Raw genomic sequence first — 26,509 nt, 5'->3', positions numbered from 1 at the left:
TGATCGAGTTCGACAATCACATGGAAGAACTGATCGCCGGTGCCACCGGCGTCGTCGCCATGGGCGGCTACAACACCTATTGCGAGATCCTTTCCTTCGACAAGCCGGCGCTGATCGTACCGCGCGTGAAGCCGCGCGAGGAACAGCTGCTGCGCGCCAAGCGCGCCAGCGAACTCGGCCTCGTCGATATGCTGCTGCCGGAACAATCGGCCGATCCGACCGTGATGGCCGAGGCGCTGAAGCGGCTGCCCTCCCGTCTGCCGCCGTCGAAGAGCGGCAGCAATATGCATCTCGAAGGGCTGGATCACATTTCGCAGACCGTCGGCCGGTGGCTCGACGGGCGCGGCAGCCACCTTGCCCTCGTCGGCGCAGAATAGGGCACAGCCTTGCCGCCACGCCGCAAGATCCTCGTCGTGCTGAAAGGCTATCCCCGCCTTTCGGAAACCTTCATCGCCCAGGAGCTGCTCGGCTTGGAAAAGGCCGGCTTCGACCTGACTCTGATTTCGATGCGCCGGCCGACCGACAAGAAGCGCCATCCCGTGCATGACGAAATCCGGGCACGCGTCGCCTATCTGCCGGAATATCTGCACGAGGAGCCGATCCGGGTGCTGAAAGGCCTGATCGCCGGCTTCTCGAAGCCGGGCTTCAAGGCCCTGATGAAGCGCTTCCTCGCCGACCTCAAGCGCGATCTCTCGCGCAACCGCTTTCGCCGTCTCGGCCAGGCGCTGGTGCTTGGACGCGAATGGCCGGATGGAGGCGAGTGGCTGCATGCCCACTTCATCCATACGCCGGCCTCGGTGACGGAGTATGCGAGCATGCTGACGGGGACACCCTGGAGCTGTTCGGCGCATGCCAAGGACATATGGACGTCGCCCGACTGGGAACTCACCGAAAAACTGAAAAGCGCCCGCTGGACCGTCACCTGCACCCGGACGGGCTACGAGCACATGCGCACGCTGACAGAGCGCAAGGATGCGGTACATTTGAGTTACCACGGCCTCGATCTCGCCCGCTTCGGCCACTTTGCCGGCGAGCGTTCGCAGCGCACCGGCAATGACCCGGACGATCCCGCCCTCATCCTGAGCGTCGGCCGCGCCGTCGAGAAAAAGGGTTACGACGTGCTGTTGCGCGCGCTCGCCCTGCTGCCCGCCGATCTGCACTGGCGCATGGATCATATCGGCGGCGGCGAAGCGCTGGCGAAGCTGAAGGCGCTGGCCGCCGACCTCGGCCTCTCCGGCCGCATCGTCTGGAAGGGCGCCCTGGCGCAGGAAGACGTGCTCGACCACTACCGCCGTGCCGACCTCTTCGCGCTCGCCTGCCGGATCGCCGCCAACGGCGACCGCGACGGCCTGCCGAACGTGCTGGTGGAAGCCTCGAGCCAGCGGCTCGTCTGTGTTTCGACCGAAGTATCCGGCGTGCCGGAACTGCTGAGGGACGGCGAAAACGGCCTCGTGGTGGCGCCGGAGGATCCGGCGCTGCTGGCGAAAGCCCTGGAAGCATCGATCCGCGATCCGGCGCTGCGCAAGCGTCTCGGCGATGCAGCCGAAAGACGGGTGCGCGAAGAGTTCGACTATCACTCCAGCATCCGGCAGCTCAGCGGCCTGTTCGAGGCCGAATGGCAGAAGGCGTCATGACGGCACCGCGTATCTTCTTCTATGTCCAGCATCTGCTCGGCATTGGCCACATCGCCCGCGCCAGCCGCATTGCCAACGCGCTCGTCAGTGACGGTTTCGACGTCACGGTCGTGACCGGCGGCCTGCCGGTGCCGGGCTTTCCCGGCGAGGGCGTGAGGACCGTGGCCTTGCCGGCGGTCGTTGCCAGCAATGCCGGTTTCTCCGGCCTTGCCGACGCCGACGGCCGTCCGGCCGGCGAGGATTTCCTTAGCACGCGCCGCGACCTGCTGCTCGACGCCTTTCATGCCGCAAGGCCCGATGTTGTGATCATCGAAGCCTTTCCCTTCGGCCGGCGGCAGATGCGCTTCGAACTGCTGCCGCTGCTTGCGGCGATCGACAAGGCCGAACCGCGGCCGAAACTCTTGAGCTCGGTACGCGACATCCTGCAGGAAAACCGCAAGGCCGGCCGCGACGCCGAGACGGTCGCGCTGGTCAGGGACCATTTCGACGCCGTGCTGGTCCACGGGGACCCGAACTTTGTCAGGCTTGAGGACACCTTCCCGCTGACAGCCGAGATCGCCGACAAGCTGCTTTATACCGGCCTCGTCGCACCGCCGGCGGCGCCGGAACCGAGCGAGACATTCGACATCATCGCCTCGGCGGGCGGCGGCGCGGTCGGCGCCGAGCTGATCGGCGCCGCGAAAGAGGCGGCGGCGATGCTGCCGGATCAGCTTCGCTGGCTGCTGATATCAGGCCCCAATCTGCCGGAGGCCGATTTCGCCGCGCTGTCGCAAAATGCGCCGCAAAACGTGACGCTGGTGCGCTTCCGCAAGGATTTCCCCTCGCTGCTGCGCGGCGCCAAGGTCTCGATCTCGCAGGCGGGCTACAACACGGTCGGCGATCTCTTGCGCACCGAATGTCGGGCCATTCTCATTCCCTTCGTCGCCGGCGGCGAAACCGAGCAGACGGTGCGCGCAGAACGCCTGCAGGCGCTTGATCTCGCCGAGATCCTACCGGAAACGGGGCTGACGTCAGGCCATGTCAAGGAAGCCGTCGAAAAGGCGCTCACAGCACCAGGGCGCGGCGCGGTATCGCTCGATCTCGATGGGGCGGAGAAAACCGCCGGCATCATCCGCGCCATGCTGGCCGGCAATTGAAAGCTTTGAGGATCTCGATGAGCGCCCGCAGTTAAAGAAGCGGACGCACGGCTTCGGCAAAACCGGCAAATTTCATCCTGCCAGTATCTGGCAGCAGCAAGCCTGTATAAGCTTACCCCATGTCCCGCTCTGAACGCCTTCTCGACCTTCTCCAGGTATTGCGCCGCCACCGCCGGCCGGTCAGCGGCGGGGTGCTGGCCGACGAGATCGGCGTCAGCATCCGCACCCTCTATCGGGATATCGCCAGCCTTCAGGCCCAGGGCGCGGCGATCGAGGGCGAACCGGGCGTCGGTTATGTCCTGAAACCGGGATTTCTCCTGCCGCCGCTGATGTTTCCGCCGGAAGAGATAGAAGGTCTCGTGCTCGGCTCCCGGTGGGTAGCGGACAGAGGGGACGATCATCTGCGCGATGCAGCGCGAAATGCGCTGGCGCGGATCGCCGCCGTGCTGCCGCCCGAACTGCGCGAGGCACTGGATGCATCCGCCCTTCTGATAGGACCGGGCGCCAAACTCCCCGTCGATTCGGTCGATCCGGCGCTTCTGCGCAAGGCGATCCGCACCGAACGCAAGCTTTCCCTATCCTACAACGACGGCGCTGGCGTGGCGTCGGAGCGCGTGGTGTGGCCGTTCGCGCTTGCCTTTTTCGACCAGGTGCGCGTCCTCCTCGGCTGGTGCGAACTTCGTCAGGATTTCCGCTCGTTTCGTACGGATCGAATCGTTCATGCGCAAGCGCTCGACGCGCGCTATCCCAAGCGCCGGCAGACGCTGCTGAAACAATGGCGGGAGGTCCAGGGAATATCGCATCGAGACGTATGATACTGCCAGAATTTGGCAGTATCGGATCATAAGGTTCTGTTGTCCAACGAACAACAGGAGACCCTTATGACCGCCAGCAACAGCATTCTTCTCTATGTGACCGACGCGCCGGCGAGCGCCCGCTTCTACGCTAAGCTGCTCGGCAAGGAGCCCGTGGAAGCAAGCGAGACCTTCGCCATGTTCATCTTGCCCTCCGGCCTGGGGCTCGGTCTCTGGGGCAAGGCGGGCGTCGAGCCCGCGCCGGCAGCGACAGGCGGCGGCTCCGAAATTGGGTTCAAGGTCGCCGCGACCGACATGGTCGATGCAACCCACGCCGACTGGCAGGCCAAGGGCGTAAATATCGTCATGGTGCCGACCGATCTCGATTTCGGCCGAAGCTTCGTCGCCGCCGATCCCGATGGGCATCGCCTGCGCGTCTACACCATGGCCGAGGAGATTTGAGCCATGGCCAAAGCCTGGATCGCCGTCGCCTCCGCAGAGCATGTCCGCATCGGCCGTCAAGCCGGTTTCATGCAGGTCTGTCACGGCAAGGCATCACCCCTCAGGCGGATCACGCCTGGGGACCGCGTGATCTATTATTCGCCCACCGTCGTCTTTGGCGGCAAGGACCGCCTTCAGGCTTTCACGGCGATCGGCATGGCCCGCGACGGCGCGCCCTACCAGGTGGAGATGGAAAGTGGTTTCAGGCCCTGGCGGCGGGATGTCGATTGGCAGCCTGCAGAGGAAACCCCGATCGAGTCGCTGCTCGGCCGGCTCGCCTTCACGCAAGTCGGCCCCAATTGGGGCTATCAGCTCCGCTTCGGTTTGTTCGGCATCGGCGAGGAGGATGCCGATATGATCGCGGAAGCGATGAGCCATGCCGATCCAAATACCGTGCTTTGCAACGTCGCGGCTTGAACCTGACCGCCCGGACCAATGACCGGCCCCCGGATTTTTTCCGGGGGTTTCTTTGCTCGCAGCGTCGACTGCGGCATGGTTGCAGACCGACTCGGGGATAAAATTATCCAGCAATTGCAAGCCTTACCGCCTCTTTTGCACGTCTTTTCAGACGCTCGGCGCTGTAATCCAAAAATCCTGTGATATAAGCAATGTTCCGGCGAGAATCGGCACGTCTGCAGCCGGTCGCTTCGCCTTGTATTCATTGCGATATCGGCGGTCCGGCTGCATGGTACTGTTCTCAGAATTCCTCCCCATCCCGGCCCCCCGGAATTTCCCAGCAAGCTGACGGTTAGCCATGGAAAAAAGCCTCGCCCGCTACATCTGGAAGAACACGCGGCTGCAGCAGCTGTGGATCCTGGCCGTCGTCGCCGCCTCGATGATTCCCTATTTCCTGTCCTTCGATCTGCCCAAGCAGATCGTCAACGGGCCGATCCAGGGCGATGGATTCGAAGGGCCGGGCGCCACGCAGAAGTTCATGCACATCGCCTACGACATTCCGCTGATCGGCCATGTCGAATTCTTTCAAGGCCTGGAGCTCAACCGCTTCCAGATGCTGATGGCGCTCAGCCTCGTGTTCCTGGCGCTCGTGGTGCTGAACGGCCTCTTCAAATTCTATATCAACACCTATAAGGGCCGGCTCGGCGAACGCATGCTGCGCCGCATCCGCTTCGAGCTGGTCGATCGTGTGCTGCGTTTCCCGCCCGCCCATTTCAAGCGGGTGAAATCGGCCGAGATCGCCACCATGATCAAGGACGAGGTGGAGCCGATGGGCGGCTTCACCGGCGATGCCTTCGTCTCGCCTGCCCTTCTCGGCGGCCAGGCGATCACGGCGCTTGCCTTCATCATCGTGCAGAATTTCTGGCTCGGCATGATCGCCGCCGGCATCGTCGGCGTGCAGGCGGTCGTCATTCCGCGCATGCGCAAGCGCCTGCTGGAGCTCGGCCGCCAGCGGCAGCTGACGGCGCGCGAGCTTTCCGGCCGCGTCGGCGAGATCGTCGATGGCATCGGCACGATTCATGGCAACGACACGTCCAACCTCGAACGTGCCGACATCGCCTGGCGGCTCGGCCGCATCTTCTCGATCCGCTACGACCTTTACCAGTGGAAATTCCTGGTGAAGTTCATCAACAACTTCCTCGCCCAGGTCACGCCTTTCCTGTTTTACGCGATCGGCGGCTATCTGGCGCTGCAGGGCCGCCTCGACATCGGCCAGCTCGTCGCCGTCATATCAGCCTACAAGGACCTGCCCGGGCCGCTCAAGGAACTGATCGACTGGGACCAGATGCGCCAGGACGTGCAGGTGAAGTACCAGCAGGTTTATGAGCAATTCAACGTCGAGCCGCTGATCGACAGCCAGATCCAGGAACTGGCGACGGCCCCCGTCGGAGCGCTGACCAGCGCGCTTGTCGTCACTAACCTCTCCGTCTCCGACGACAGCGGCGCACGTCTCGTCGATCATGTCTCCGTCGAGATCAAGCCGAACGAGACGGTTGCGATCGTCGGCCCGAACGGCAGCGGCGCGGAAGCCTTCGCCGAAGCGCTCGGCCGCATGGTCTGGCCGGATTCCGGCCGCATCACCATCGATGGGCGCGACTTCCTTGATATGCCGGAATCGATCACCGGCCGGCGCATCTCCTATGCTTCGGCCGACACCTTCTTCTTCCACGGCTCGCTCGCCAGCAACCTGCTCTATGGTCTCAAGCACGCGCCGATGACCGACCCCGTCTATGACGAGAAGGAAGCGCAGGAATATAAATGGCATTCCGCCGAGGCGGTGAAAGCAGGCAATCCGACGCTCGACCTCAACAGCGACTGGGTGGACTACAAGGCGGCCGGCGCCAACGGGCCGGAAGACTTGTTGAAAGCGATCCGGCCGGTGCTCGACGCCGTTCTGATCTCGCAGGACATCCTCGACCTGGCACTGCGCTCGAACGTCAATACCGACGTGCATGTGGCAGTCAGCGACCAGGTCGTGGCCTTGCGCGCCTCGCTGAGAGACCGGCTGCGCGACGAGGGGCTCGACGGCATCGTCGTGCCTTTCGATTTCGACGCCTATAACGCCCAGGCGACGGTTGGCGAGAATCTGCTCTTCGGCACGATGAAGCGGCCGCTGATGACCAACCGCAGGCTGGCTGCGCACCCCTATTTCCAGCAGCTGTTCCGCGAGACGGGTTTGAGCACCGATCTCTACGCCATGGGCCTCGAGATCGCCGAGAACGCAGTGGAACTCTTCCACGACCTGCCGCCGGACCATCCCTTCTTCCAGCAGCTGACCTTCATGACGGCGGACGATATTCCGACCTATCAGGCGCTGCTGCAGAAGCTGCAGAGCCGCCGCTTCGAGGACGCCACGCCGGAGGAACGCTCCGCCATCATCCGGCTGAGCTTTGCCTATATCGAACCGCGCCACCGCTTCGGCTTGCTGACGAACGAGCTGATGGACAAGATCGTCAGCGCCCGCAAGCAGTTCCACGAGCATATTCCGGCCGATCTCGCCGAGCTGATCGAGCGTTACGACGCCGAGCGCTTCACCCCGTCGGCCAGCCTGATGGACAATGTGCTCTTCGGCCGCATCGCCTATCAGCAGGCCGATGCCTCCGACCGCATCCGAGCCATCATGGGCGAACTCTTCGACGCGCTCGACCTTTATGACGACGTGCTGTCGATCGGGCTGGAATTCGACGTCGGCTCAGCCGGCAAACGACTGACGATGGTGCAGCGGCAGAAGCTGAATCTCGCCCGCGCGCTTTTGAAGCGCTCGGACTATTTCATCTTCAACCGGCCGCTTTCTGCGCTCGACCAGCGCGTCCAGGATCAGATCACCCGCAACATCATAAAGGACCTGCATGAAGAAGGCCACCGGCCGGCGATCATCTGGGTGCTCACCAACGCGCGCCTCGCCGAGATGTTCGACCGGATCCTGCTGTTCGACCGCGGCGGCCTGGCGGAGGCCGGCAACTATCCGGAACTTTCGGAGAAAAACGGTATGTTCAAGGAACTGTTATCGTAATATTCTATTGGGGCGGCGATGTAGGTGTTCCCGGGGGAATGCCGGAGTTTGAAGGCGTCTGGTCTCGCGGCCCGACGTCAGGGGATTGAAACGCTCATGCTGTTGAGAGACGAAGTCGAAATGCTGCGGCGGGTGCCGATCTTTTCAAGGATTGCGCCGGCCAAGCTCAAGCTTTTGGCCTTCACCTCCGACCGGATGACCTACAAGGCCGGTCAGGATCTCTTTCACCAGGGCGATGTCGGCGACGCCGCCTATGTCATCCTCTCCGGCAGCGCCGACATCATCGTCTCCTCGCCCGCCGGCGAGATCAAAGTCGCCGACGTCGAACTCAATTCCATCGTCGGCGAAATCGCCATCCTTTGCGACGTCTCGCGCACGGCAACGGTGCGCGCCACCTCGCCGCTCGAAGTGCTGCGCATCAGCAAGGAGCACTTCCTGAAGCTGCTCAGCGACTTCCCCGAAATGGCGGTCGAGATCATGCGCGTGCTCGCCGACCGGCTGAACCACACCACAGCGGAACTGACCGCAGCCCGGGCGGCAAAGCAGCCGCAGATGGCGCAGTAAACGCCTTTCAGGGTTTCGGCGGCCGTCGCTGGGCGCCGTGAAGAAGGCGCAGGACTTCCACTTGTTTGACTTCCTTACGGACACGATAGATCGCGATAAAAGATGTGCGTGAAATGACCAGTTCGCGCGTCCCATCGATTCGTCCGGGCCGGCCGATCTCCGGCTGATCGATGAGCAGATCGGTCTGACGCTCGGTCTCATCAAGCTGGCTTAATGCGGCGCCGACATTCTGGTCGGCGATAAACTGAATTGCTCTTTTGCGATCGGATGCAGCTTTCGCACGCCAGACGAGCTTCACTTGGTCTCGCCCTTCAGCCGCGCCAGCAGCTCTGCCCGTTCGCGTGCCATCTCTTCCTTGACGACTTCGTGTGGAATCCAGACCGCATTCGGATCATCGGCTTCCCGGATCGCTTCCTCGACCTGTTCGCGGAACCACTTGTCGTATTCCGCCGCCTCATGGGTCCGACGCAACGCGGCGGCCCGATCCGGCCGCGAAGCTGTCTCGGGAGCGTAATCGGCCGCATCGACATCGAAGTGCGAAATGCCGACATCCTTGAGATAGGAAACCAAGGTATCCATGCGCTTGAACAGACGCACCTGCCGGCTGCGCTGGGCGGCGAGCGGGCGCTCGGCCTTGCCGTAACGGATGACGACGGACCAGCCGCCGGTTTTGCCGACGACATGCGCGGCATCGACCGCTCCTGCTTCGACAAGGCGGGAGAGGGTCGAATGATCGATGGTTTCCGGGGTCATGGGCATATCCTCGCTGATGGCGATCATATGCAATTAATTATAGATTGCAATGCATCCAATAGTTGAGATGCAGCCAACAAGCTGAAGCTTGCATGGTTTCCCATGCAAGCTTCGCATTCAAGCCGGCCTATTCGCGCTGTTCCAGCGCCTTACTGAAGGCGAGCGCGGCTAGCGTGCAGATGGCGCCTGAGAGCAGGTAGTAGCCGACGAATGTCAGGCCGAAGCGGCTGGAGAGGCTGAGCGCCACCAGCGGCGCGAAGCCGGCGCCGATCAGCCAGGCGAGGTCGGAAGTGAAGGCAGCGCCGGTATAGCGATAGCCGCGGCCGAAGCGCGACGAGATCGAGCCCGTCGCCTGGCCGAAGGACAGGCCGAGCACGCCGAAGCCGATGATGACGAAGGCGTCGTGGCCGCTGTTGCCGGAGGCGATCAGGATCGGCCCGACGAAGCTGAAGACCGCGATGATGACGGCGCAGATGGCAAGCTGGGCGCGCCGGCCGATACGGTCGGCGATCAGGCCCGACGTGATGATGGCGACCACGCCGACCATGGCGCCGATCACCTGCACCACCATGAAGGCGCCGATCGGCTGATCGCCGTAAAGGCTCATCCAGCCGAGCGGGAAGATGGTGACGAGGTGGAACATGGCGAAGCTCGCGAGCGGCACGAAGGCGCCGATCAGAATATCGCGGCCGTGAATGCGCAGCACATCCAGGATCGGCGCCGCTTCCAGTTCGTGCTGCTCCAGCAGCGTCCCGAATTCCTTGGTCATGACGAGGCGCAAACGTGCAAAGAGCGCCACGACATTGATCGCAAAGGCGACGAAGAACGGATAACGCCAGCCCCAGGAGAGGAAATCCTCACTGGAAAGATTGGCGACGAAATAGCCGAACAGGATGCTTGCAAGTGCAAAGCCGATCGGCGCGCCGAGCTGCGGGATCATCGCATACCAGCCGCGATGATTGGCCGGCGCGTTGAGGGCGAGCAGTGAGGCAAGACCGTCCCAGGCGCCGCCGAGCGCGAAACCCTGGCCGAGACGGAAGAGCGCCAGCAGCGCGATCGACCAGACGCCGATCTCGTTGTAGCCCGGCAGGAAGGCGATGGAGGCGGTGGAACCGCCGAGCAGGAAGAGCGCGATCGTCAGCTTCGTGCCGCGTCCGTACATCCGGTCGATGGTCATGAAGACGACGGAGCCGACGGGGCGAGCCAGGAAGGCGAGCGAGAAGACGGCGAAGGAATAGAGCGTGGCCGTCAGCCTGTCCGGCGCGAAGGGGAAAACCAGCTGTGGAAAAACCAGGACGGAGGCGAGGCCATAGACGAAGAAATCGAAGAATTCCGACATGCGCCCGATCACCACGCCGATGGCGATGCTGCCCGGGGAAACCGGCTTGTCGTCGTGAATGCGCCGCGCGTCGCGTTCCAGCGACGACGACGATGGTCCGTATTGTGATGCTGTTGCCATGAAACGCCTCCTCGTTAAGGCGCTTCCGGCAAGGCGCCTCAGCCTGATCTTGATCAAACCCGCAGGCTTATCAAGCCCGTCAGATGTAAATAGTTCATCATCACGGCTGAAAATCAGGCTGAGGGGAAAAATAGCGCGCCGGTCAGCTATTTTTCCCGGGGAAAGCTGGCCTGTCCTGTGCTTGCGGATATATTGATCGAAACGACCCTGCGCCCATGAAAATCCTTTCTGTTTTCATCAGGATTTCAAAGCGGTAGCTTAATATGATTTCTGCCGCAGTGCGGCATGCATGCTGCACTGCGACCTTCCGCCTCATGTCGCTATCGGGTTCAGTGCTTTAGTCGCGGAACAAACGAAACAACAAGAGCTTAGAGACGTGCCAAAACTCGCGAAGTTTTCCCGCCTTCTATCCGTCTTGCCGCTGCTTTTCCTGGCAGGATGCAACATGGTGGTCATGGCGCCTTCCGGCGACATCGCCGCGCAGCAGCGTGATCTCATCGTCATCTCGACGGTGCTGATGCTGCTGATCATCGTCCCGGTGATTTTCCTCACGCTGTTTTTCGCCTGGCGCTATCGGCGCTCGAATACGGCGGCGACCTACGCGCCGGAATGGCATCATTCCACACGTCTCGAAATCGTGATCTGGTCCGCGCCGCTCGCCATCATCATTGCGCTCGGCGCGGTCACCTGGATTTCCACGCATAAGCTGGACCCTTACCGGCCGCTCGACCGGCTCGACGCCGAGCGCGCCATTCCGGCAGACGCCAAACCGCTGATCGTCGAGGTCGTGGCGCTCGACTGGAAGTGGCTGTTCTTCTATCCCGAGCTCGGCATTGCGACCGTCAACGAACTCGCTGCCCCGGTCGATGTGCCGATCAATTTCAAGATCACCGCCTCGTCAGTGATGAACTCCTTCTACATCCCTGCCCTTGCCGGCCAGATCTATGCCATGCCCGGCATGGAGACGAAGCTGCATGCCGTCATCAACAAAGAAGGCGAATATGAGGGCTTCTCGGCCAATTACAGCGGCGCAGGCTTCTCCCATATGCGCTTCAAGTTCCATGGCCTCAACCGCGAAGGCTTCGACGCCTGGGTGGCGCAGGTCAAGCAGCAGGGCACGATGCTCAACCGCGACGCCTATCTGAAGCTCGAGAAGCCGAGCGAGAAGGAACCGGTGCGCTACTACGCCGGCGCCGATGCCGACCTCTACAACGCCATCCTTAATATGTGCGCCACGCCGGGCAAGATGTGCATGAACGAGATGATGCATATCGACATGATGGGCGGCGCCGGCAAGGAAAGCGCGGAGAACCGCGAAAAGCTGCAATATGACAACCGCCATGCCGGCGAAGGCGTCGTGGCGCCCGCGGCCACCGTGCCGGCGACCGGTGCTCCGGCGCGGGCCGAGCCGCCTCGCAATTCCGATGGCAGCAGCAAGCAGCACGACATGCCCGGCATGCAGCATGAGGGTCATTCCATGCCCGGCATGAGCAATGGCGCCGATCCGGCGCCGGCGCAGCTCAACCACAACAATTAACCTGGCGCTTTGCGTCGCAAGACATAATGAACGGGTTGTTCCATGTTTTCCAATCCTGACCTCCTGAAGTTCATCTTCGGCCGGTTGACCCTCGATGCCATCCCCTATCACGAGCCGATCCTGGTCGTGACCTTCATCGGTGTCGTCATCGGCGGCCTCGCGCTGCTCGGCGTCATCACCTATTTCAAGTTCTGGGGTCCGCTCTGGCGCGACTGGATCTGCAGCGTCGATCACAAGAAGATCGGCATCATGTATGTGATCCTGGCGGTCATCATGCTGTTGCGCGGCTTCTCCGACGCGATCCTGATGCGCGTCCAGCAGGCGATCGCCTTCAACGGTTCGGAGGGCTACCTGCCGCCGCACCACTACGACCAGATCTTCACCGCCCACGGCGTCATCATGATCTTCTTCGTGGCGATGCCCTTCGTCACCGGCTTGATGAACTTCGTGGTGCCGCTGCAGATCGGCGCGCGCGATGTCTCCTTCCCGTTCCTGAACAACTTCTCCTTCTGGATGACGACGGCCGGCGCGATCATCATCATGCTGTCGCTGTTCATCGGCGAATTCGCCCAGACCGGCTGGCTCGCCTACCCGCCGCTGTCGGGCGCCGCCTACAGTCCTGGGGTCGGCGTCGATTATTATATCTGGGGCCTGCAGGTGGCCGGCGTCGGAACGACGCTTTCGGGCATCAACCTGATCGCCACCATCGTCAAGATGCGCGCACCGGGCATGACTTTCATGAAGATGCCGGTCTTCACCTGGACGGCGCTCTGCACCAACGTGCTGATCGTCGCCTCCTTCCCGATCCTGACGGCAACGCTCGTTTTGTTGTCGCTCGACCGCTATGCCGGGACGAACTTCTTCACCAACGACCTTGGCGGCAATCCGATGATGTACATCAACCTCATCTGGATCTGGGGCCATCCGGAGGTCTACATCCTCGTGCTGCCGGCCTTCGGGATCTTCTCGGAAGTCGTCGCCACCTTCTCCGGCAAACGCCTCTTCGGCTACGCCTCCATGGTCTACGCCACCTGCGTGATCATGATCCTGTCCTATATCGTCTGGCTGCACCACTTCTTCACGATGGGCTCGGGCGCTTCCGTCAACTCGTTCTTCGGCATCACGACGATGATTATCTCCATCCCGACGGGGGCGAAGATATTCAACTGGCTCTTCACCATGTATCGCGGCCGCATCCGCTACGAGGTGCCGATGCTGTGGACGGTCGGCTTCATGGTGACCTTCGTCATCGGCGGCATGACCGGCGTCATGTTGGCGGTTCCTCCTGCCGATTTCGTGCTGCACAATTCGCTGTTCCTCATCGCCCACTTCCACAACGTCATCATCGGCGGCGTGCTCTTCGGCATGTTCGCCGGCGTGAACTACTGGTTCCCCAAAGCCTTCGGCTTCAAGCTCGATCCCTTCTGGGGCAAGATGAGCTTCTGGTTCTGGCAGATCGGCTTCTGGTTCGCCTTCATGCCGCTCTATGTGCTCGGCCTGATGGGCGTCACCCGCCGCATGAGCCAGTTCGAGGATCCGTCGCTGCAGATCTGGTTCATCATCGCCGCCTTCGGCGTCGGCTTGATCGCGCTCGGCATCGCCGCCTTCCTGATCCAGATCGTCGTCAGCTTCATGAAGCGCGAGGAACTGCGCGACGACAGTGGCGACCCGTGGGATGGCCGCACGCTGGAATGGTCGACCTCCTCGCCGCCGCCGGATTACAACTTCGCCTTCACGCCTGTCGTGCACGATCATGATAGCTGGTACGACATGAAGCGGCGTGGCTACGAGCGTCCGCTCGGCGGCTTCAAGCCGATCCACATGCCGAAGAATACCGGCACCGGCGCGATCCTGTCGGCCATCAGTGTCGCACTCGCCTTCGGCCTGATCTGGTACATGTGGTGGCTGGTCGTCGTCTCCTTCGTCGCACTGATCGTCGTCGCGATCGGCCACACCTTCAATTACAAGCGCGACTTCTACATTCCCGCCGAAGACGTCATCGAAACGGAAGGCAAGCGCACGATGCTGCTTGCCGAGCAGGTGTAAGACCATGAGCGATCACACTGTCGACACGGCCGAAAAGCCTGAATTCTACCTGACGGAAGATCATCATCCGGAGAACAGCACCAATCTCGGCTTCTGGCTCTACCTGATGAGCGACTGCCTGATCTTCGCGGTGCTGTTTGCGACGCACGGCGTGCTCGGCCGCAATTATGCCGCCGGGCCGTCGCCTGCCGATCTCTTCGACCTGCCGATCGTCGCGCTGAACACCTCGATGCTGCTCTTCTCCTCCATCACCTATGGCTTCGCCATGCTGCAGATGGAGCGGAATGCAAAGGCGGAAACGCTGTTCTGGCTCGCCGTAACCGGCTTGTTCGGCGCAGCCTTCATCGGGCTCGAACTCTATGAGTTCATCCACCTGATCCATGAAGGCGCCGGGCCGACGCGCAGCGCCTTCCTCTCCTCCTTCTTCACGCTGGTCGGCACGCACGGGCTGCACGTCACCTTCGGCATCATCTGGCTGATCACGCTGATGGTGCAGGTATCGATGCACGGCTTGATCGAGTCCAACCGCCGCCGGCTGATGTGCCTTTCGATGTTCTGGCACTTCCTCGACGTCGTCTGGATCGGCGTCTTTTCCTTCGTCTATCTCTTGGGAGTTCTCGGATGAGTTCGCAAGCACCCGCACATGAGGATGCCCACGAGGCCCATCACGGCCACAGCCACGGCCATCAGGCCGGCCACGGCACCTTCCGCAGCTATATGACGGGCTTCGTGCTCTCCGTCATCCTGACCGCCATTCCCTTCTGGCTTGTGATGTCGGGCGTGATCGCCAGCCCAGCGCTGACGGCGGTGCTGGTGATGGGCCTCGGCGCCATCCAGATTGTCGTGCACATGGTTTTCTTCCTGCATATGAACCCCAGAAGCGAGGGCGGCTGGACGATGATGGCGCTGATCTTCACCATCATCATCGTTGCCATCGCGCTGTCGGGCTCCCTCTGGGTCATGCATCATCTCAACACGAACATGATGCCGATGAGCCCCGAGATGATGAAGAACATGCCGTGATTGTAGCAAAAGGGCGGCGGCAACGCCGCCCTTGGCGGTTCTGCACATGAGCAAGGCTCTCCAGGAAACATCGGAAAGACGGCGTTCGCCGGCGAAAGTCGCGATCTTCTGCCTCTGCCTGGCGCTGCTGGCCGCGGCACTCGCCGCCCTCGGCACCTGGCAGGTGCAGCGCCTCGCCTGGAAGCGCGACCTCATCGCCCGCGTCGACGAGCGGGTGCATGCGGCGCCGGTGCCCGCCCCGGCGGCGGCCGACTGGGGCAAGATCAATGCCGCCGAAGACGAATACCGGCGGATGACGGCAACCGGGACCCTGGCGAACGACAGGGAAACGCTGGTCTATGCCTCGACAGCGCTCGGCCCGGGCTACTGGGTGATGACGCCGCTGATGCTTGCCGACGGAACAGCCATTCTCATCAATCGCGGTTTCGTGCCGACCGACAGGCGCGATGCGGCCTCCCGCCGCGAAGGCGAATTGCCGGGCCAGGTCGAGATCACCGGGCTTCTGCGGATGACCGAGCCAAAGGGTTCGCTGCTGCAAGCCAACGATATCGCCGCCGACCGCTGGTATTCGCGCGATGTCGCGGCAATCGCGCAGAAACGCGGCATCAACGCCGTCGCACCCTATTTCATCGATGCGGACGCTACACCCAATCCCGGCGGCCTGCCGGTTGGCGGCCTCACGGTCATCCATTTTCCAAACAACCATCTCGTCTATGCGGTCACCTGGTATGGGCTGACGGCGATGGTGCTGGCATTGCTCGTGTTCATTCTTCGCGGCGAGATCGGAAGAGGCCACCGCGAATAAGACGAGTTCCGGCAGCTGTCGCACCGCAATGGCTTCAGCGCAGCGGATTAATCTCTTGTAAAGTGATGTCCGCTACTGCTTGCCTGTCCAGAATATACAAAAGCTGCACATGAGCCGGCCGGATTACATCCCCAGTCTTGATGGCCTGCGCGGTGTCGCCGCGCTTCTGGTCGTTCAAGCGCATATCGGCCTTGTCTTTCCGAGCACGGCCCAGCATTTGATGACGATGGGCAGCGAGGCTGTCGGCTTGTTCTTTGCCCTCAGCGGCTTTCTGATGGCCCATCTCTACGGTTCACGGCCGGTGACCCGGGAAAACGTCCTGGATTTCCTTGTGAGCCGCTTTGCCCGCATCTATCCGGTCTACCTTGTCGCCGTCCTGCTCGTGGCGATGCTGTCCGGCATACAGGGTCTGAACTTCGTCCAGCCCGTCACCGGCGGCATGGACTTTGCGCGCCATGTCTTTCTGCTGGGCTCAAGCGGCGTTTTCTGGTCGATTCCGCCCGAAATTCAATTCTACCTGCTCTTCCCGGTCCTATGGCTCTGCCTGGCCCGCCCGGACCGCTATGGCAGCCTGATCGCAGGCTTCGCGGTGGCTGTCGTCGTGGATGGCCTGCTTGGATTGCCGGGGCCTGGAATCCTGCTCGTTTCCAAGCTCCCTTACTTTCTCTTCGGCGCGCTGGCCGGGAAGTTGCATTCCTATGGGGACAGATGGACGCCATCCGCCCTCACGGGAGTTTTCACTCTCGCCCTTCTGGCGGTGTTCTTCACCTACAGGCATCTCCTGGCGAATTTTTCCCCCGAATTTTGGAGCCTGCAGAGCGCGTTCGCCGCAGCCGTCATTGTGGCGCTGGTCGCGCGGCAAGCTCCTATCGCATCCCATATCCTGGCGGCTGCACCCGTGAGGTTTCTAGGGGCGATCAGCTTCTCGCTCTATCTTTTCCACGTCCCGATCATGTTCCTCGTCCACCGGGCCTTTGAAACTCTCATGCCCGAACCGGCGCTCATCGCGGCAGCGTTTCTCGTTGCAGTCGGAGGAGCATGGTTCCTCCATGAGACGATAGAGGTCCCGAGCCGGCGCCTCCTCGTCACCTTCTGGCAGCATCACCGGTGGCGCCTGATCGCGCGGGGAACTCCGGCTGCGAGGATCGAACAGGCGATCTTCGACCTTCAAGAGACCGAAAAGCGCCTTCTCAACGGCGCATCTTCAGTCACGACCGAGGAAACCGGCCGCACGCTCATCCAGGACGGCGGCGATGGGAAGCTTCGCGCATAACGCAGCGGCTCTCGAGTGTTCCGGAGCCGTTCGAAAGCCGCCTGCAATCGAGCGCGGGCCGTCGCTCACCTCATTCACGTTCCTTAAGAAGCGACCCGATTGATCGCCTCGGCGAGCTGAGCCTGCGAGAAAGGCTTGCCGAGGCGCGGCAGGTTTATCATGCCGGCCCCTTCCGGAAGCTCGGCGTAACCGGTCGCAAGGATGATCGGCATCTCCGGCCACTCCTCGCGGATCGCCTGGGCGAGCTGGGCACCCGTCATGCGCGGCATGGCGTGGTCGCAGATCACCAGGTCGACCGGCTCCTTGCGCAGGATGTCGAGCGCCTCTGCCCCCGCCATTGCTTCGAGGACGGTATGGCCGAGATCTTCCAGCATCAACGTCGTATTCATCAGCACCAGACCGTCGTCATCGACGGCGAGAACGCGCAGCCGGTCGGTCACGTCCTGCTGCCGTTGCGGCGGCTCGGCATTGGCTTCCATCGCCTGATCGGCCGCCACGACCGGGAACCACAATTCCGCCGTCGTGCCTTCGCCGGGCGTGCTCTTCAGAAAGAGACAGCCGCCGGACTGGGTCGCCAGGCCCTGCACCATGGAAAGGCCGAGGCCGGTGCCCTTGCCGACGCCCTTGGTGGTGAAGAAGGGTGTCACGGCCTGTTCCAGGGTCTTGGAATCCATACCCTCGCCCTCGTCGATCACGGCGATCCTGATATAGCGGCCGGGCGACAGAGGCCTCTTGCCTGACGCCACCGCCTCCTCGGAAGCGCGAAGCGTGATCCTGCCGCCGGACGGCATGGCGTCGCGAGCGTTGACGACGAGATTGAGGATCGCCATCTCCAGCTGGTTCGGGTCGGTCAGGATCGTCGGCAGCCTGACGGGGAAAGAGGTCTCGATCATGGTGAGGGGGCCGAGCGAGCGGCTCAGCATATCCATCATACCACGCACAAGGCCGGAAACGTCGATCGGCTCCACATGCAGCTCCTGCCGGCGGGAGAAGGCAAGCATGCGCTGCGTCAAAGCCGCTCCGCGTTGAGCGCCCTGCATGGCATTGTCGACCAGCGATGTCAGCGCAAGATCCTGCGGCATGCGTTTCCTCAGGATTTCGAGACTGCCTGATATAGCCATCAGCAGATTGTTGAAATCATGGGCGATGCCGCCGGTCAATTGACCGATCGCCTCCATCTTCTGCGACTGGAACAGCTCTTCGCGCGCCTGCTCCAGTGCCTTCTGCGTTTCCATTTTTTCGGTGATGTCACGGGTGATCTTCGCAAAGCCAACCACCTGGCCGTCATCGTCCCGGATAACGTCGATCACGACGCTGGCCCAGAAGCGGGTCCCATCCTTGCGGACGCGCCAGCCCTCCCTTTCGAACCGGCCTTCGGCACGCGCGACGCTCAGCGCAGTTTCGGGCACGCCGGCCGCCTTGTCTTCAGCCGTATAAAAGGTCGAGAAATGCCGGCCGATGATTTCCTCAGGCCGATAGCCCTTGATGCGCTCGGCGCCGAAATTCCAGCTGCTGACATTGCCCTCGGGGTCGAGCATGTAAATCGCGTAATCGGAAACGCCCTGGATCAACCGGCGGAATTGTTCCTCGCTCTGGCGGATGGCGTTTTCGGCTGCCCTGCGTTCGGTCAGGTCGCGGGTGATCTTGGCAAAGCCGATGAGTTCGCCGGAGGGGTGGCGGATCGGGTCGATGATCACATGAGCCCAGAAGCGGGTACCATCCTTGCGCTGGCGCCAGCCCTCCCCTTCGAAGCGGCCGGTCTCCGCCGCCGTCGCGAGAGCCCGTTCCGGAACGCCTGCGGCGCGGTCTTCTTCCGGATAGAAACGGGAAAAATGATCCCCCAGTATTTCGGAAGGCTTGTAGCCTTTGAAGCGCTGCGCCCCGGTATTCCAGCTGGTGACGATGCCTTCGGGGCTGAGCATATAGATGGCGTAGTCGGTGATGGCATCGACCAAAAGGCGAAAACGTCCCTCTTCCGTAAGAGACGTGTCATGTCGATCCAGCACTTCCATCTGCCCCTCTGCGTTACCAGCGCACATAACGCAGCCGCAGGCGAATGGTTCCGGAAAGATCAGACTTTTTCAGACGGCCTTGACCTGCGGATAGAACCGTTCGCCCAACCGCTCGGCGGCGGCATAGGCCTGCGAGACGATTTCTGGCACGAGATCGATGTCGGGCAGGCTGCCAAGGCCAAGGGGGCCGACGGCAAAGAGACCGGCGACCGTCGAACCATCCTCGAGGAAAGGCTCGCCATGCGCATTGACCGCAAGCCCGAGGGAGAGCTCATCCGGCATGGCGAGGCCGGCGGAAAGCAGGCTCTGCATCAGCGGCGCCGATAGATCCGGTGCCTGGCAGCGGCAATCGATGACACGCTCGGCATGAATGACCTCTTCGGCCGAGGCGCCGGCCGGCGTGAAGAACAGCCCGCTTAGCCCCTGGCGGCCGGCCCGGCCGCGGCGCAGCAGCGTGCGGCCTTCGGCAAGCTCGCGTTTCAGCCGCAGGTGCATGGCCTCCGGCAGGCGGTTGCGATGGCTGTCGTAGATTGCCCGTAAATGCCGGTTGAATTGGTGCTTCTCGCGTGCCGGCAAGGAGCGCCAGAGCGAGCGGGCATGTTTCCGCAAGCCGTTCATCACCGATTGCCAGCTTCGGCCTTGCTCTTCCGCCTCGCGGCAGGCCTGGCGGATGAAGCGCACGATGTCGGCCAGGCTCTCAGGCAGCGCCTCGGCGGGAAAGACCGGATCGGCGGAATTCGGCGTGTGGCTCTGCGGCAGGAAGCCGCGCCGGGAAATGATCGTCACCTGGCCGGCATAGCCGGAATCGCGCAGCTGCAGCAGCTGGTCGACGACGCGGATGCCGCTGCCGAGCAACACGGTGTGCGGCCGCGCGACGAGGCGCTGGGCACGGACCGGCGACGGCTCCTGTTCGCCGGCATCCCTATCGCTCATACCGTAGCCGGTTGCGAGGATCACGGTATCGAACAGCGGATTGGCGGGATTGGCGCTTTCGAGCAGGAAGCGGTTGCCGTGGCTCCTGCGGATCGCCACGACAGGATCGCTGCAGACCTGGACGGTAATGTCACGGCGGGCGGCAAGCGCTTCCGAAAAGCGCTGGTAGACATAATCGCTGAAGATCTCCTTCGGCACGAAGATCTGCCGGAAGCCGGGAATGGCAGCCGGCACGGCGGCACGGAAAGCGGCGTTGCTACAAAGCCAGTCGTTGAAATCGTCGTTGTCGCCGAGCGAGACCGAAAGATCGCGCACGCGGGTATTGAGGATCGTGGAGGAGCGGGCTGAAGACAGGGCCTGGCCGCCGCTCACCGACGAATTCGGGTCGAACAGCTGGAGATGGAAGGGCGTGCGCACCGTCCTCATCAGCGCAATCGCCGTCATCATTCCGGAAAAGCCGCGCCCAACGATCGCAATGCGCGGCACGGCCGATATTTGCGCCGCCGCATTGGCTTTCGCGGAAAATAATCCCTGAACCGTCATCGCAACTCCTTTGCGGTTTATCCGCACCGTGTGTCGATCGAGGTTTCAACGCATAGATACCGGCCACGCGTTGATGAGGTTCATGCGGCCATTCGCAAACATCTGCCGCAGGATCGGGTCCGCTCAGCGGCCCGCAAAGGGAATAAGGGGAGCAGTTAGACCTGCCCATAGTCTATCAAACTAGTCGTGTATGAAAGCGCTAAAAGCCGAATGTGGCAAGGGGTTTTATGGTTCTGGCTATTAAGATATTGGAACGAAAGAATATTTGCTGCCGACGTCAGCCGCTTTCGCCGGGATATTGCTTCGCTTTCAGAAGGTCCGCCAGATGCGCGGTGTTGAGCGCCAGCATGTCAACGGCTTTCGTCACGACCTCGGGCACCTTGTCAAGATCGACGAAATTGGTGGATCCCATCGCCTCGCCGACCCAGTAGGCGACGGCATTCGCCGGAATGGTGAAACCGACATCGTTCAGCGCCTGGTAGAGCTCGGCCGACACGTGATGGGCGCCATCTTCGTTGCCGACGACGGCGACAGCCGCGACCCTGCCGTAGGATACCATGCGGCCCTGATCGTCGGTCTCATCGAGGAAGGCGTCCATGCGCTCCAGCGCCCGCTTGCACACGCTGGAGGGCTGGCCGAGCCAGATCGGCGTTGCCATCAGCAGGATATCGGCCTCCAGCAGCTTCGCGCGAATATCAGGCCAATCGTCGTCCTCGCCTTCGTCAGACGTGACGCCCGGCTTGATGTTGAAATCGGCAAGCCGGATCACTTCGGTCACAACGCCGTGCTTCGACAGCGCCTTGTCGATGAGGCCGATCATCCGCTCGGTCGAGGAAGCCGCCTTGGCGTCGCCGGTCTTCAGCGTGGAATTGAGAGCGAGGGCTTTCAGCGGCATGGTTCTCTCCCGGTAACGGCTGTCTGACAGGGGTTTGCCTGCTGCAACCCGCCCGCGCAGCGATTGTTCCCGCCGCCATGCGAGGAGGCCTCACGTAAAAATAACCAGATGGTGAATTCTTTACTTGAACCCCCAAATGGAATCGGCAAAAGTGACGGTGCTATCAATCCCTTCATGGATTTGCCGTCTTTTCGGGCCAGCGTCCGAACACACATCTATTGGAAAAATACCGTGAGCAGCGATGCGTTCAGACGCGCCGCGAAGCCTTCGGCTTCGATGGCGCTTGCAACTGCGGCAGGCTGGGGCCGAGGCCTCTATACACTGCTCCGCATCACCGTGATGGCCTTCCGTCACCCTTGGCAAGCCGGCCTTGCCATCGGCGCCACGCTGATCGCCTCCACCTTCCAGCTTCTGATCCCGCGCCTTCTCGGCCAGGCCGTCGACCATACGCAGGTGGCACTTCACGGCGGCACGGTCGGACAGCAGGCGCAGGATGCGCTGCTGACGACGGCGTTGCTTCTGCTCGGCGCCAGCGTGCTGCGCGGCATCTTCACCATGGTGCAGAACTATTTCAGTGAATCCGTCGGCCATCATATGGGCTACGAGCTGCGGCTCGCCTGCTACGAGAAGATCCAGCGCCTCTCCTTCAGCTTTCATGACACCGTGCATTCCGGCGACCTGATCACCGTCGGCCTGCTCGATCTCGAAGGCGTGCGCATGTATTTTTCCACCGCGCTCGTGCGCGTCTTCCTGCTTTCGATGCTGATCGGCATCGGCGCTTACATGCTGCTGTCGACCGACGTCGTGCTCGGCTTGCTGGCGCTTTCCTTCGTCCCCTTCGTCGGCTGGCGTTCGTCGGTCACCCAGCTCCGCCTGCGCGCCACCTGGCTCGACCTGCAGCAGCGACTTTCGGTGCTGACCCGCATCATGGAAGAAAATCTCGGCGGCATCCGCGTCGTGCGCGCCTTCGCGGCGCAGGAGCATGAGCTGTCGAAATTCGACCAAGCCTCGAAGAACGCGCTGGAGCTTGCCCATCAGCGCGTCGGAATCCGCGTCACTAATACCAGCGCCATGACCTTTTCCTTCTTTGCGTCCATGGGTCTCGTGCTGTGGGTCGGCGGCGGCAAGGTGCTCTCCGGCGAGATTACCGTCGGTACGCTCGCCTCCTTCCTTACCTTTATGACCATCCTGCAGATGCCGGTGCGCCAGCTCGGCCTGATGGTCAACGCCTTCGCCCGCGCCTCGACCTGCGGTACGCGCCTCTTCGATCTTCTGGATCTGGAGATCGCCGTGCGCGATGCGCCGGATGCCAAGGAGTTGACGGTAACGGACGGCACGTTGCGTTTCGAGAATGTTGGTTTCGCCTATCCGAGCGCGCCGACGCGTGAGGTGCTGCACGGTGTCAGCTTCGAGGCGAAGCGCGGCGAAACGATCGGCATCGTCGGCCCGCCCGGCAGCGGCAAATCGACGCTCGCGCATCTCATCCCGCGCTTCTACGACGCCACCACAGGCAAGATCACCATCGACGGGCAGGATATCCGCAAGGCAACGCTGCAGTCGCTGCGCCGCTCCGTCGCCGTCGTCCAGCAGGATTCCTTCCTCTTCACCACGACGATCGAAAACAACATCGCCTATGGCGACCCCTGGGCCAAGGAAAGCCGGATCGAGCGCGCCAGCGAAAGCGCGCAGCTCCACAATTATGTGCTCGGCCTGCCCACAGGCTACGGCACCGTCGTCGGCGAACGCGGCGTCTCGCTTTCAGGCGGCCAGCGTCAGCGGCTTTCGATCGCCCGCGCGCTGATGCTCAAACCCGCGGTGATGGTGTTCGACGATTCCACCGCGGCGATCGACGCAGCCACGGAGCAGCGCATCCGCAGCGCCATGCGCCGCTATGCCGCCGACCGCGTCACCATCATCGTCGCCCATCGCCTGAGTTCGCTGATGCATGCCGACAGGATCTTCTTCATCGAGGACGGCCGCATCGTCGAACAGGGCACGCATGACGAGCTGCTTTCGCTCGGCGGGCGATACAAGGCGCTTTACGATTTGCAGGTGCGGCCGGGCGACGACGCTTTGAGCGCGTAAGAAACCGGCGCTGGAGGAAATTGATGGCCGAGGAACTGGAAACCGAACGCTCCGACGTTCGCGAGGATGGCAGGCGCCCGCCGCGGGCGGTCGTCGGATCGCAACGCGTCGAAGAGGAAATCTTCGGCAAGGTCTTCGATTCCAACATCATCAAGCGCATCTGGGCCTTCGTGCACCCCTACCGGCGCGATGTCATCCTGTCGGTCGTTTCGGTGCTCGTCTTCACCGCCATGCAGCTCATGATCCCGCTGATCATCCGCTACGCCATCGACCACGGCATGCAGCCCGGCGGCAGCCATTCGGCGCTGACCTGGGCGATCGTCGGCTTCCTGATCGCCATCCTCATCAATTACGGCGCCAGCTACTGGCAGGAAACACTGGTCGGCGGCGTCGCGGAAAACGTGCTCTTCGACATACGCAGGGCGATGTTCTCGCATCTGCAGCGCGTCTCGCTTTCCTTCATGGACAAGACGGAGGTCGGCCGGCTGATGTCGCGCCTGCAGGGCGACGTCAATTCGATGCAGGAATTTCTCGAAACCTGCGTGCTTTCCGTCGGCGACATCTTCCTGCTCTTCGGCATCGTCTTCGTGATGCTCTATCTCGACTTCAAGCTCGGGCTGCTGACGCTATCCGCACTGCCGGTGCTGTTCGTCGTGCGCCTGTTCTGGCTGCCGCTGGCGCGCAAGTCCTTCATGGCCGCGCATGAAACGAACTCGGTGGCGAACGGCGCGCTCGCCGAGGCGATCCACGGTGTGCGCGCCGTCCAGAGCATGGACCGGCAGGAGGTCAACTTTCAACTCTATGACGACAAGGCGCATGCCAACCTCAAGACGCATCTGACGGCGGCGCGTTATGCCCAGATCATGGTGCCGATCGTCGATGCGCTGACCGGCATAGCCATGGCGCTCGTCATCGTCGTCGGTGGCGCGCGCGTCCTGAACCAGGCGCTCGATGTCGGCGTGCTCGTCGCCTTCCTCTTCTATATCCAGCGCTTCTTCGACCCGATCCGTTCGCTGACGCTGCAATATTCGGTCATGCAGCGCGCCATGGCCTCGGGCCAGCGTTTGACCGACGTGCTCGACGTGCCGATCGAGATCCAGGACGCGCCCGACGCCAAGGTGCTGTCGGCCGAGATGGACGGCTCGGTGGAGTTCCGCGATGTCGTTTTCGGTTACAATCCCAAACATCCCGTGCTGAAGCACGTCAGTTTCAAGGTCAATCCCGGCGAGACGGTCGCCCTCGTCGGCCCGACCGGATCGGGCAAATCGAGCTGCATGTCGCTGATCCACCGCTTCTACGAAGTGCAGCGGGGGCAGGTGCTGGTCGGCGGGCATGACGTGCGCGCGCTGACGCAGGATTCGCTCGGGGCGCAGATCGCCATGGTGCTGCAGGAACCTTTCCTCTTCACCGGCACCGTCTTCGAGAACATCCGCTACCACAAGGCGGAAGCGACGCGCGAGCAGGTGATCGAAGCCGCCAAGGCCGTCGGCGCGCATGACTTCATCATGCGCATGGCGGAAGGCTATGACAGCATGCTCGGCGAGCGCGGCGGCAATCTTTCGCTCGGCCAGCGCCAGCTTCTCTCTTTCGCCCGCGCGCTGGTGGCGGATGCGAAGATCCTCGTACTCGACGAGGCGACGGCCAATATCGACAGCTATACGGAGATGCTGATCCAGAAGGCCCTGGTGAAGCTGCTCGAAAACCGCACCGGTCTCGTCATCGCCCACCGCCTTGCCACCATCCGCGAGGCCGACCGCATCATCGTGCTGCAGAACGGCGAAATCATCGAAAGCGGCAACCACCGTCAATTGATGAAGAACGGCAAGCTTTATTCCAGGCTTTATAACCTCAACTACGCGTCCTTCGACGATATTCCCGAAGAGGTGCTGGAAGAGACAGCGACGGAATCGGCGACCTAAAGCGGATGGCATGCGTTAACGCGTGTTGCAAAGTTTGAACGAACAAACGACTTGCTGCCGCATTTCTCTCCTATCCGGAGGCGATTGCCACTGAGGAGAAATGTTATGAAGAGAATTATGAGCAGCCTGTTGATCGCGACGGCCCTTGTTGGATCGGCTATTCAGCCTGCTGCCGCGCGTGACCGTCATCACCACAACGACACCGGCCGCATCATCGCCGGCGGTGTTGCCGCAGGCGTCGTCGGCGGTCTGATCGGAGGCGCGATCGCCAATGGCGGCCCGCGTTACGTCGATGACGGCCCTCGTTATGTGGAGAGCCCCCGCTATGTCGAACCCCAGCCGAGATGCTGGTATGAGGACCGCGACGTGCGCAACCGCTATGACGGCGGCTATCACGCCGAAACGGTCCGCGTCTGCGAGTAGCCGAACTTCTCGGAGCGGCGCGACCTGAGCATTGGTCGGCGCCGCTCATTCACTCCCTCAGCCGAGGTTGAATTCGCCAGCCCGGCAGCAGTCCGCAATGACATCGCCTGTACTTTGCGATTATCTCCCTTTTAGAAAAAATCTGGCTGCCGTGCGGCCAGCTGTCATCTGGCTGTCAGAGGCGGCAAATAGCTGAGGGCCATGAATGATGGTCCGGTGAACGGCAACAAGACGCCGAAGAAAGAGCGCATGCGCTTCGTCAGCGCCGAGCAGGTGGCGCAATTGGCGGGCGTTTCGCGCTCCGCCGTCTCGCGTACCTTTACGCCGGGTGCAAGCGTCGCCCCGGCAACGCGCGAGAAGGTGCTGCGGGCAGCTGACGAACTTGGCTATCACGTCAACGACCTAGCGCGCGGCGTGCTCGCCAATCAGAGCCGCCTCGTCGGCATTGTCGCGACGCGGCCGGAAGTCGGCTTTCGCGCCCATCTCGCCGCAGCCCTTGCCAAATTCCTGATCCGGCGCGGCAGCATTCCGATCCTCATCAATACCGGCCAGACGGAAGACGAATTGCTCGCCGCCCAAAAGATGCTGATCGGCCACCGTGCCGAGGCGATCATCATTCTGTCCGGCTCGCCGCCGGCAAGTTTCCTCGAACTCGCCCAGCGAAACGGCCAGCCGCTCGTCGTCATCGGCCGTTCGGAGCCCGAC

At 62.3% G+C, this 26,509-nt stretch carries 23 protein-coding genes and 1 pseudogene; 18 read left to right on the top strand and 6 right to left on the bottom strand.

Annotation, left to right across the window (positions count from 1 at the left end; genetic code table 11):
- The 8 genes from ATY76_RS12300 to ATY76_RS12265 all read left to right on the top strand — a co-directional run.
- On the top strand, positions 1–377 hold a 377-nt coding region (locus tag ATY76_RS12300), incomplete at its 5' end, for a glycosyltransferase (protein WP_280950932.1).
- 9 nt (positions 378–386) lie between these two features.
- A complete protein-coding gene (locus tag ATY76_RS12295) occupies positions 387–1,634 on the top strand; it encodes a glycosyltransferase family 4 protein (RefSeq protein WP_088675035.1) in 1,248 nt (415 codons plus the stop codon).
- Positions 1,631–2,770: a glycosyltransferase gene (locus ATY76_RS12290; RefSeq protein WP_088675045.1), complete on the top strand. Its 1,140-nt coding sequence runs from the start codon at positions 1,631–1,633 to the stop codon at positions 2,768–2,770. Before ATY76_RS12295 ends, ATY76_RS12290 begins: the two co-directional genes overlap by 4 nt.
- Positions 2,771–2,889: 119 nt before the next feature.
- Positions 2,890–3,585: a YafY family protein gene (locus ATY76_RS12285; RefSeq protein ID WP_088675034.1), complete on the top strand. Its 696-nt coding sequence runs from the start codon at positions 2,890–2,892 to the stop codon at positions 3,583–3,585.
- Positions 3,586–3,651: 66 nt separating this feature from the next.
- Positions 3,652–4,026 (top strand): VOC family protein, encoded by a 375-nt coding sequence (locus tag ATY76_RS12280; RefSeq protein WP_088675033.1) that lies wholly within the window; start codon positions 3,652–3,654, stop codon positions 4,024–4,026.
- A gap of 3 nt (positions 4,027–4,029) precedes the next feature.
- A complete protein-coding gene (locus ATY76_RS12275) occupies positions 4,030–4,482 on the top strand; it encodes an EVE domain-containing protein (RefSeq protein WP_088675032.1) in 453 nt (150 codons plus the stop codon).
- A 337-nt stretch (positions 4,483–4,819) separates the two neighbouring features.
- Positions 4,820–7,534 carry an ABC transporter ATP-binding protein gene (locus ATY76_RS12270; protein ID WP_088675031.1) on the top strand — a complete coding sequence of 905 codons (2,715 nt, stop codon included), beginning with the start codon at positions 4,820–4,822 and terminating at the stop codon, positions 7,532–7,534.
- 96 nt (positions 7,535–7,630) lie between these two features.
- Entirely contained in the window at positions 7,631–8,098 is a 468-nt protein-coding gene (locus ATY76_RS12265; RefSeq protein WP_004679746.1) for a cyclic nucleotide-binding domain-containing protein, read from the top strand.
- Between the two features lie 7 nt (positions 8,099–8,105).
- On the opposite strand, the gene ATY76_RS12260 is transcribed toward ATY76_RS12265, so the two are convergent.
- From ATY76_RS12260 to ATY76_RS12250, 3 genes are all read right to left on the bottom strand, one after another.
- On the bottom strand, positions 8,106–8,396 hold the full coding sequence (locus ATY76_RS12260; RefSeq protein ID WP_088675030.1) for a type II toxin-antitoxin system RelE/ParE family toxin: 291 nt from the start codon (positions 8,394–8,396) through the stop codon (positions 8,106–8,108).
- The gene (locus tag ATY76_RS12255) at positions 8,393–8,851 is read right to left on the bottom strand and encodes a hypothetical protein (RefSeq protein WP_088675044.1); all 459 of its coding nucleotides are present in this window, start codon (positions 8,849–8,851) and stop codon (positions 8,393–8,395) included. Before ATY76_RS12255 ends, ATY76_RS12260 begins: the two co-directional genes overlap by 4 nt.
- A 127-nt stretch (positions 8,852–8,978) precedes the next feature.
- A complete protein-coding gene (locus tag ATY76_RS12250; RefSeq protein WP_088675029.1) occupies positions 8,979–10,310 on the bottom strand; it encodes an MFS transporter in 1,332 nt (443 codons plus the stop codon).
- Between the two features lie 376 nt (positions 10,311–10,686).
- Between ATY76_RS12250 and cyoA the strand changes: the two genes are divergently transcribed.
- The 6 genes from cyoA (at position 10,687) to ATY76_RS12220 (ending at position 16,994) form a co-directional block, all read left to right on the top strand.
- Positions 10,687–11,847 (top strand): ubiquinol oxidase subunit II, encoded by a 1,161-nt coding sequence (gene cyoA, locus ATY76_RS12245; protein WP_088675028.1) that lies wholly within the window; start codon positions 10,687–10,689, stop codon positions 11,845–11,847.
- 42 nt (positions 11,848–11,889) lie between these two features.
- Positions 11,890–13,893: a cytochrome o ubiquinol oxidase subunit I gene (gene cyoB, locus ATY76_RS12240; protein WP_088675027.1), complete on the top strand. Its 2,004-nt coding sequence runs from the start codon at positions 11,890–11,892 to the stop codon at positions 13,891–13,893.
- Positions 13,894–13,897: 4 nt separating this feature from the next.
- Positions 13,898–14,518, top strand: a complete 621-nt coding sequence (cyoC, locus tag ATY76_RS12235; protein ID WP_088675026.1) for a cytochrome o ubiquinol oxidase subunit III — start codon at positions 13,898–13,900, stop codon at positions 14,516–14,518.
- Entirely contained in the window at positions 14,515–14,916 is a 402-nt protein-coding gene (cyoD, locus tag ATY76_RS12230) for a cytochrome o ubiquinol oxidase subunit IV (protein ID WP_088675025.1), read from the top strand. The genes cyoC and cyoD overlap by 4 nt, the downstream gene beginning before the upstream one ends.
- Positions 14,917–14,962: 46 nt before the next feature.
- Positions 14,963–15,721, top strand: a complete 759-nt coding sequence (locus tag ATY76_RS12225) for an SURF1 family protein (RefSeq protein ID WP_088675024.1) — start codon at positions 14,963–14,965, stop codon at positions 15,719–15,721.
- A 109-nt stretch (positions 15,722–15,830) separates the two neighbouring features.
- The gene (locus ATY76_RS12220; protein ID WP_088675023.1) at positions 15,831–16,994 is read left to right on the top strand and encodes an acyltransferase; all 1,164 of its coding nucleotides are present in this window, start codon (positions 15,831–15,833) and stop codon (positions 16,992–16,994) included.
- Between the two features lie 83 nt (positions 16,995–17,077).
- On the opposite strand, the gene ATY76_RS12215 is transcribed toward ATY76_RS12220, so the two are convergent.
- The 3 genes from ATY76_RS12215 to ATY76_RS12205 all read right to left on the bottom strand — a co-directional run bounded on the left by ATY76_RS12215 (position 17,078) and on the right by ATY76_RS12205 (position 21,377).
- Complete coding sequence (locus ATY76_RS12215; protein WP_088675022.1) at positions 17,078–19,006, bottom strand: PAS domain-containing sensor histidine kinase; 1,929 nt, start codon at positions 19,004–19,006, stop codon at positions 17,078–17,080.
- 69 nt (positions 19,007–19,075) lie between these two features.
- A complete protein-coding gene (locus tag ATY76_RS12210; RefSeq protein WP_088675021.1) occupies positions 19,076–20,482 on the bottom strand; it encodes an FAD/NAD(P)-binding protein in 1,407 nt (468 codons plus the stop codon).
- Positions 20,483–20,759: 277 nt separating this feature from the next.
- Entirely contained in the window at positions 20,760–21,377 is a 618-nt protein-coding gene (locus tag ATY76_RS12205; RefSeq protein ID WP_088675020.1) for a flavodoxin family protein, read from the bottom strand.
- Positions 21,378–21,653: 276 nt separating this feature from the next.
- On the opposite strand from ATY76_RS12205, the gene ATY76_RS12200 reads away from it, so the two are divergent.
- The 4 genes and pseudogenes from ATY76_RS12200 to ATY76_RS12185 form a co-directional block, all read left to right on the top strand.
- Positions 21,654–23,462 (top strand): ABC transporter ATP-binding protein, encoded by a 1,809-nt coding sequence (locus ATY76_RS12200; protein WP_088675043.1) that lies wholly within the window; start codon positions 21,654–21,656, stop codon positions 23,460–23,462.
- Between the two features lie 23 nt (positions 23,463–23,485).
- A complete protein-coding gene (locus ATY76_RS12195) occupies positions 23,486–25,381 on the top strand; it encodes an ABC transporter ATP-binding protein (protein ID WP_088675019.1) in 1,896 nt (631 codons plus the stop codon).
- 105 nt (positions 25,382–25,486) lie between these two features.
- Positions 25,487–25,804, top strand: coding sequence for a hypothetical protein (locus ATY76_RS12190; RefSeq protein WP_088675018.1), 318 nt, complete (start codon positions 25,487–25,489; stop codon positions 25,802–25,804).
- Between the two features lie 201 nt (positions 25,805–26,005).
- A pseudogene (locus ATY76_RS12185) lies at positions 26,006–26,509 on the top strand (LacI family DNA-binding transcriptional regulator); the annotation flags it as partial.

The organism is Rhizobium sp. R339, from assembly GCF_002211395.1.
Taxonomy (GTDB): domain Bacteria; phylum Pseudomonadota; class Alphaproteobacteria; order Rhizobiales; family Rhizobiaceae; genus Rhizobium.
The sequence above is the reverse complement of the archived record's forward strand: the minus strand, read 5'-3'. Positions and strand labels throughout refer to the sequence as shown.

Coding starts and splice junctions, on each gene's coding strand:
- ATY76_RS12225 (WP_088675024.1), top strand. CDS start 14,963: ATGAGCAAGGCTCTCCAGGAAACATCGGAAAGACGGCGTTCGCCGGCG.
- ATY76_RS12195 (WP_088675019.1), top strand. CDS start 23,486: ATGGCCGAGGAACTGGAAACCGAACGCTCCGACGTTCGCGAGGATGGC.
- ATY76_RS12275 (WP_088675032.1), top strand. CDS start 4,030: ATGGCCAAAGCCTGGATCGCCGTCGCCTCCGCAGAGCATGTCCGCATC.
- ATY76_RS12290 (WP_088675045.1), top strand. CDS start 1,631: ATGACGGCACCGCGTATCTTCTTCTATGTCCAGCATCTGCTCGGCATT.
- ATY76_RS12265 (WP_004679746.1), top strand. CDS start 7,631: ATGCTGTTGAGAGACGAAGTCGAAATGCTGCGGCGGGTGCCGATCTTT.
- ATY76_RS12205 (WP_088675020.1), bottom strand. CDS start 21,377: ATGCCGCTGAAAGCCCTCGCTCTCAATTCCACGCTGAAGACCGGCGAC.
- cyoD (WP_088675025.1), top strand. CDS start 14,515: ATGAGTTCGCAAGCACCCGCACATGAGGATGCCCACGAGGCCCATCAC.
- ATY76_RS12250 (WP_088675029.1), bottom strand. CDS start 10,310: ATGGCAACAGCATCACAATACGGACCATCGTCGTCGTCGCTGGAACGC.
- ATY76_RS12215 (WP_088675022.1), bottom strand. CDS start 19,006: ATGGAAGTGCTGGATCGACATGACACGTCTCTTACGGAAGAGGGACGT.
- cyoC (WP_088675026.1), top strand. CDS start 13,898: ATGAGCGATCACACTGTCGACACGGCCGAAAAGCCTGAATTCTACCTG.
- ATY76_RS12220 (WP_088675023.1), top strand. CDS start 15,831: ATGAGCCGGCCGGATTACATCCCCAGTCTTGATGGCCTGCGCGGTGTC.
- ATY76_RS12200 (WP_088675043.1), top strand. CDS start 21,654: ATGGCGCTTGCAACTGCGGCAGGCTGGGGCCGAGGCCTCTATACACTG.
- cyoB (WP_088675027.1), top strand. CDS start 11,890: ATGTTTTCCAATCCTGACCTCCTGAAGTTCATCTTCGGCCGGTTGACC.
- ATY76_RS12210 (WP_088675021.1), bottom strand. CDS start 20,482: ATGACGGTTCAGGGATTATTTTCCGCGAAAGCCAATGCGGCGGCGCAA.
- ATY76_RS12285 (WP_088675034.1), top strand. CDS start 2,890: ATGTCCCGCTCTGAACGCCTTCTCGACCTTCTCCAGGTATTGCGCCGC.
- ATY76_RS12270 (WP_088675031.1), top strand. CDS start 4,820: ATGGAAAAAAGCCTCGCCCGCTACATCTGGAAGAACACGCGGCTGCAG.
- ATY76_RS12255 (WP_088675044.1), bottom strand. CDS start 8,851: ATGACCCCGGAAACCATCGATCATTCGACCCTCTCCCGCCTTGTCGAA.
- ATY76_RS12280 (WP_088675033.1), top strand. CDS start 3,652: ATGACCGCCAGCAACAGCATTCTTCTCTATGTGACCGACGCGCCGGCG.
- ATY76_RS12190 (WP_088675018.1), top strand. CDS start 25,487: ATGAAGAGAATTATGAGCAGCCTGTTGATCGCGACGGCCCTTGTTGGA.